The following is a 6192-nucleotide window of genomic DNA, read 5'->3' as shown; positions in this document are numbered from 1 at the left end:
CCCAACGTCCTGGCGATCAACTTGATCGGCAACCCCTCCGCTCGATGCAGCCTGCGGATCTCAGCCCAATCCTCCACTGACAACAACTCCCTTCTCCTCTCGGCTCATAAGCCGAGACTCAGATGAAGGGGGTCAAAATTCGGGCGTCGACACGGGGTCAGTTTTCAGGCGACGCCGACAGGGGAGTTCCGAAAGCCGCCGAGCCAAAACCCGCGCCGGGTGGCGAATGCCGTCCGGATTACGAGACAGACGAGCTACTAGGCTGTCGGGTGTCCAGCCGGAGGCCAAAGCATCGACGAGCGCTGGCGCGAGATCGGTGGCGTCCGATGGGCTGATTTTCCAGGGCAATGCCTTCAAGACAGTTGACACGTCAGACCGTGGTTCGGTTGGTGATTCGGATGTGGGGTTCAAGGAGTCCCGATTTGGCACCCCCGTGGGGTCCCGATACGACGCCCCTCCCGTCCGGGTTTGGGACCGGGCCGGTGTCGTATCGATACCGGGGGGTCCCGTATTGGGACGGGGGGTTAAACCCAGGTGAGGCGCAAGCGGATGATTGAGGTAGTAGCGAGTGGCCCGCCGGGCTCCAGAATCGTGAAATTGCGGGCAGCGGGTAATAAGGCCTTCGCCCTCAAGCTTCTTAAGGGCACGCAGGACCGTGCTTCGGCCGGCGCTGGATTCAGCCATCAGGGTGCTCACAGACGGGAAGCACGAGAAGTCCTCGTCCGCTTTATTGGCAAGTAAGAGCAGAATGAATTTCGCTGTTGCGGAATCGATGTCGAGATCCGTTGCCCAATCGAGGGCCTTCCAGCTCACTGAACCGGAGCTTTCAGCTGAAGTGAACCTCCGGTCGCGAGGAGGTGTAGTCCCGAACACAATGATGCGGCGAATCGGTAGCTGCTCCTGCGAATAGGCTTTGTCCCAAACGGCCTTGGGGGTCGCATCGCGTAGCAGTGCGGCCGGCAGCACTCGGGACGTCTCGTCCGTCCTATTCGGTCTCGCATGGGGTGCAACGTAAGTCGCCGGCTGGGACTGCGTCTAGCACCGCTCCGGAATTAGCTCTCGAAGTCGTTGAAAGGCAACATTTGTCGCCGTAGCGCGTGGACAAATGAGGCCTCGCCCCGATTGCGAACTACCTTCCGCCTACTGTCGTGAGCGGTCGTGTCGTGAGGTAGAATCTGGTCTATTGATGCGTTAAGCGGACCCTCCTGGGCGGAACGATGGCCAGACCTTCTTGATGGCCTGACTGGCGGTGAACGTCGGGCCGTGATTGTCGCGGTCGCCGACAATGTTCTCGAAGGCTGGGAGCCTGAAAGGGGATATCGAGGCTGTTGTTGACGTGGTCTGCGGCAAATGCACGACGGAGGAGTACATCGAGCGGGTGCGTCGCGACTTCATCTGCCCGTGAACTGTTTGGCTGGCCTGTGCGGGCGACTCTCGCGGGTACTCTGTTGTCTGGGTGAGGGCGCTGAACTTCGCGTCAACTACTTCGGAAGCGTAGAGTCATGGCAGCTTGCGATGCTACGAAAAGTGCTGCGGCGAAGCAGTTCTGGGATGCTGATTCCGCGAGTTTTCGCGGCTCGGTCGATTAATTTCTTTTCGGTCTCATCGACCCGTAACTGCAGAACAATGTTGCGTTTGCGGTTCTCCGACCCACTGCGTTTTGTCATTGGTCAACCTCTCTTCCCGTTCCGCAAGCCGAGGAGGAGCTGGCGCGGTCAGTGATCCGGGATGGTAGAGCACCTATGGTCCGTGCGTCCATGCTTGAAAGTAGTTGTGTCCCAAAGCTGTCTAAAGCTGACTACTTCGCACATGGTTGTACCTCGGAAGCTGCCCATCCTGCCCACAGATGCGCCTAAAGCTGGGTATTTTTGACGTGATCGTGGCCTCAAAGCTGTCTAAAGCTGGGTACGGCATGGGGTTTGAAAGTAGTTCTGGGCTAAAGCTGTGCACACAATAGTTGTTTTAACGGTTCTTTCGTGACGGTAGATTTTCTCCCGATGGCGGCTTATCGTGACCCACATGACTGACGGGCATGAGCACGCCGGAGAGTCTTCTGACGCGCGGTACGCCCGCGCGGCAACGGATTTCATGGATGTGCCGAGGGTAGTGCCGGAGCTCTCTCTGTTGAGTAGGCGTGCGACGTCAAGGTCATCGTCGACTGTGGCCGAGGTTTGGGGGTCGAAGTGATCCCGTCCTTCAGGTGTGATGACATTGTTTTCTCCGACACCTACGCGAAGTTCGCGGCGGACTTGATGGCCGATGTAAGTCGTGAGCTGCTGACCATTACGACAAGGCTCGATTGGGATGTGAAATTCAGTCGGCCAGGCGACCGGAAGTACGAGCGCGCGCAAGCATTGTCGGTCGATAAGCCCCTGCTGGTGTCCGCGGCCCGCTATTGCCAGTGGATCAGCGAGCACGTACGTTACGAAGTCACACAATGGCGCCTGGTTGACCTACGAATTGGTGAGGGGTACTCGTTTGCCGACCCGGATAAGGCAGCTCTGTACCGTCTGGAGCAGCAGGAAGTCAACTGCTTGGCGCCGGTGCCCGATGCGCCAGCGTTTCCGGGTGCACTCCAAGAAATTCATCGGGCCCGTCTCCTGACGGGCAGTGAGCGCGCGAAGAAATGCGCTGAGATTGAGGCCGGTCGTCACGGCTGCGCCGACCAGACTGTGATCGATCTTCGTGACGATGCCTACGCCCATCGGCTTGCCATGATCCGCGAGACGATCAATACGGCGGTCAATGCCATGAGCCGCAACAAAACGAAAAAGACCGACCTTCTGCGTGGGCACGTCACTGCCGTGGCTGCGTGGCTGGGTGGAGTTGCTGTGCGCGACTCCAGGACTCGGGCGAATCGTGACAGTTAGGGGCAACTATGGGTGATGTATCGAAGCTGTCGATTGATCCGGTGGCGGTAGGCGGAGTTGCAGCTGGCGCGACGGCCAAAGGAGCAACGCTCGGGGTGACACCTTCAGGGTCGCTGCCGGCCGGCAATGCCGTCGACGCCGCGCTAGGCAGTTTGGCGACGATCGGCGCGGCGGCTGAGGCCGCCGCGGTGGCCGCATTGACAGAGCGAGTCCACCTATTGGATAGGCGCACACGGGCGGGGTTAGAGAAGCTCAGAGCGATGAATGCCGACAATAAGGCGCGGTTGGAAACGATATGACCGGCCCTGTTCAACCGCCGGATCGGCCAAGCTCGGTGCCGGCCGTCTCAGCGTATGGAGTGGCCAGGCAATTGGCACCGACTTCAGCGCGCAGCTCGCGGTTGGCGCTGGCAGCGCTGGCGGTTGCATTCGCCGCCTTGTTGGTGGGGGGCGTGGCGCTGGTTCGGTCATCGTCCGGCTCGCTGCAGTCAGCGCCGGTGCAGCCTACGGCGGCGGCGGCGGCCGTGAGTGCCGATCAAGTTGAGGCGGCCAAGAGGGAGGCATGCACAGCTTGGCGGGCGGCAGCGGTAGCGATGAATGCCACACGGAAGGCGTTCATCGATTCACCGGCACGTCGGGATGATCCGGCGACAGCGATGGCGCTGGCCGCTGCTCAGGCGCAGGCTTCGGCTCAGATTGACTATGTGCGCCAACATGTTCCGGCCGCCACGCCCCACGAGGTTTCGGCGGCGATTAGCGACTATTTGGATGATGTGATCGACACTGCAGCCGCCGACGGGCAAGCGGGCGCGGACGCGGCCGCGAACGCGGCTGCTGACAGATCGGCGGTCCCGGTAGGAAAACTCAAGGCTTTGTGCAAGGAGTAGCTAATGGCGGCGAACGCGGCCCGACCCGTTCCCGCGGGTCCGCATTCCGATGAAGTTATCCCGCCGTATCTGTGGCCGATGGCGCACAACATCGCCGCAGAACTAGGAGCGAACTATCGCTCCGCTGTGGCTGAACAGTCGGAGCCAGTCGAACTGGCATACCGGCAAGCCGCTAAGCAGATTGAGGACATGGCACAGGGAGGCGCCGCAGAGGGGATAGCGGTCGCCCATCTGCGTCTCGGTATCGACCACGGAAACCTGGGCGAGTTACGAAATACGCTCGCGAATGCGCTAGTGCGCGCCGCAGAAGCTGCGCGAGAACTGTCAGCACATCTGGAGGCGATCGACCATCAAGCGCATGACGAGCTCGCAGCAGCACCAGCAGAAGAGCGGCCCGCCATTATTGCGAAACACCGTGCGCGAGCTGAGACCGTGCATCACGGCGCAGCTGCCACCCTGGGGTACTGGAACACCCAGACAGTGGAAGCGATTGAACCCCTTGTTGCAGGCATCGTTGGCCGGACCATTCCAGATGCACCGCCACCCCCGCCGAATCCTGAGACGCCCGACTCTGGCCCAGGCCCGGTCGAACGCCGCAGCGAAAAGTTGGGGGACCAGGGTGATGACGTCGAGGGTGGTGACGTAGGACCGAGCCCCGCTGCAATTGAACGACGCGCTCCCAAAACAGGTGATCAAAGCGATGGCAGCAGCTTCGATCAGGTTCGAATTGAACGACGATCACACAAGGATGACGCGGTTCTGCCGTCACCGCCGGTCGGTTTTCCGGGTGGCGAATTGTCATCCGCGGGCGGGCTGGGCGGCTTCCGTTCAGCTGGTGGACTGAGCGGCCTGGGCTCTGGCGGCGGTCTGGGTAGCTTGGGGCCAAGCGGTGGCTTGTCGAGTTTGATGTCGGGCGGTGTGCCTGGCGCGCAAGCAACTGGTCTTAGCGGTGGTTTGCCGTCGAGCCTTCCGACCGCGCCGCAGGCGGCGACGTCGGCGGGTGCGTTCTCGCAAGGTGTTTCGGCGGGGTCCAGCGTGGGGTCGTCGTTGAGTTCGTTGCCGCCGGCGACCGGTATCGGTTCGGGCGCAACAGCTTCGACGACTGAGACGAGCGCGGCGACTCCAGCGGCTGGCTTGTCGACTAGCACTGCGCCGTCGACGGGCCTCGGTGCTGCAGGTGCATCCTTTACGGGGTCAGCGGCGGGCCAGGGAATTGGTGGGCCGGCGATGATGGTTCCCCCGCCCGGGATGGGTGCTCCAGCCGCATCGGTTTCGGCGGGTCCGGGAGTGGGGACATCCGCGACCTCGGCTGGTAGCGGTGCCGCTTCCTCTGGCGGGTCGTTGGGTTCGGCCGGTGGGCCAGCGGTTGGGGCAGGCCAGAACAACGCCCTGTTGGTGCCGGCGAGCGTCCACGGACGCGGCAACGCGGACGCGGGACGCCGACAGAGGACAGAATCGGCGGAGCTGGCGAGCGCGAAAGCGTTGGCGCTCAAGCTCCGACGGGATTGCGACGGTGCGCGTTACCCCGTCATTGAGTGGGCGGTGGGTATGTTCCGAGGTGAAGCCGGCGGCGCGACCGAATGCGCGGTGATGTCTAACGAGGGCTTCGGCTACACCCCGTGGGGAGTATTTTTGCCTCGCGCGACACGTTTGCTGGCTACAGACCCTCTGGCGGACAGCGAATTTCGCGCGAAGTGGTTCGGATGCAACGATGCCGGGCAAGTGTTGGCCGAATACGCGAAGTTGCGGACACAGCGCGGATCTCATTTGCTCGCGGTGGGCTTGACGACACAAAGCGGATCTGAACGTGTACCGGGTGTGGAGTACGGAATTTGCCCGCCCCGCAACATGAACGAGAACTGCAGCGAGCCAGTGCTCGACGATATGCACGCCCACCGCCTGGAGGTTCTACACCCGGATCTGTTTACTCGGGTGCAGCGGCTCACAGATACCGATGCTGCGTCGCGTGCCTTTGCAAGCCAGGTGTGTGTTCCGTTGGCAATCCAAATGATTGACGCCGTGCAGATGTCGACCGATGTACAAACGCCACCGGAGCTTCGGCAGATGTGGGACCTGCTCGGTACGGGTGACACGATTTCTGACGCTGACTGGCAGGACTACCTGATGGCGTCGATGGTTGAGTACGTGAACCTCAGCGCAGGCCGGCCTCGCCACGATGCCGGCGTAGCCGAACGCGAGCGTTATCACGCCCAATGGGTCTGCGCCCGGACGATGGAGTTCCTACGGGGCTGGCGGCACAGCACGCCAGACGTTGCCGACATGATCTATGCCGCCGCGGCGGCGTATCCGGGGGACTTCGGCGTCAAATTAGAGCCGTTGTTACGGGTACTGGAGGACAGCAGCCAATCAAGGCGGGGCCGCTAAGCCTCCTTCGCGCCGAGCAGGCCGAACCGCACGACCCACCCCTTCTTCAAG

General features: G+C 61.9%; 7 protein-coding genes. 4 read left to right on the top strand and 3 right to left on the bottom strand.

The window, feature by feature from the left end; genetic code table 11:
* The 3 genes from CYU59_RS21685 to CYU59_RS29050 all read right to left on the bottom strand — a co-directional run.
* Window positions 1-86 (bottom strand): hypothetical protein (locus CYU59_RS21685; RefSeq protein ID WP_293002570.1); only part of this gene is annotated, 86 nt, incomplete at its 3' end.
* A gap of 46 nt (window positions 87-132) precedes the next feature.
* On the bottom strand, window positions 133-813 hold the full coding sequence (locus tag CYU59_RS29055; protein WP_363115139.1) for a helix-turn-helix domain-containing protein: 681 nt from the start codon (window positions 811-813) through the stop codon (window positions 133-135).
* A 668-nt stretch (window positions 814-1481) separates the two neighbouring features.
* Window positions 1482-1667, bottom strand: coding sequence for a ribbon-helix-helix protein, CopG family (locus CYU59_RS29050; protein ID WP_363115137.1), 186 nt, complete (start codon window positions 1665-1667; stop codon window positions 1482-1484).
* A gap of 516 nt (window positions 1668-2183) precedes the next feature.
* Here CYU59_RS29050 and CYU59_RS21680 point away from each other — a divergent pair.
* The 4 genes from CYU59_RS21680 to CYU59_RS21665 all read left to right on the top strand — a co-directional run bounded on the left by CYU59_RS21680 (window position 2184) and on the right by CYU59_RS21665 (window position 6141).
* Window positions 2184-2870 (top strand): hypothetical protein, encoded by a 687-nt coding sequence (locus tag CYU59_RS21680; protein WP_293002556.1) that lies wholly within the window; start codon window positions 2184-2186, stop codon window positions 2868-2870.
* Window positions 2871-2878: 8 nt separating this feature from the next.
* A complete protein-coding gene (locus tag CYU59_RS21675) occupies window positions 2879-3169 on the top strand; it encodes a hypothetical protein (protein ID WP_293002554.1) in 291 nt (96 codons plus the stop codon).
* A 101-nt stretch (window positions 3170-3270) separates the two neighbouring features.
* Window positions 3271-3756 carry a hypothetical protein gene (locus CYU59_RS21670; protein WP_293002552.1) on the top strand — a complete coding sequence of 162 codons (486 nt, stop codon included), beginning with the start codon at window positions 3271-3273 and terminating at the stop codon, window positions 3754-3756.
* A 3-nt stretch (window positions 3757-3759) separates the two neighbouring features.
* Window positions 3760-6141, top strand: a complete 2382-nt coding sequence (locus CYU59_RS21665) for a hypothetical protein (protein WP_293002550.1) — start codon at window positions 3760-3762, stop codon at window positions 6139-6141.
* The last annotated feature ends 51 nt before the right edge of the window (window positions 6142-6192 follow it).

Source organism: Mycobacterium sp., assembly GCF_002863225.1.
In the GTDB taxonomy this organism is placed as follows: domain Bacteria; phylum Actinomycetota; class Actinomycetes; order Mycobacteriales; family Mycobacteriaceae; genus Mycobacterium.
This window is presented reverse-complemented; position numbering and strand designations above follow the sequence as displayed.

Coding starts and splice junctions, on each gene's coding strand:
- CYU59_RS21665 (WP_293002550.1), top strand. CDS start 3,760: ATGGCGGCGAACGCGGCCCGACCCGTTCCCGCGGGTCCGCATTCCGAT.
- CYU59_RS29050 (WP_363115137.1), bottom strand. CDS start 1,667: ATGACAAAACGCAGTGGGTCGGAGAACCGCAAACGCAACATTGTTCTG.
- CYU59_RS21675 (WP_293002554.1), top strand. CDS start 2,879: ATGGGTGATGTATCGAAGCTGTCGATTGATCCGGTGGCGGTAGGCGGA.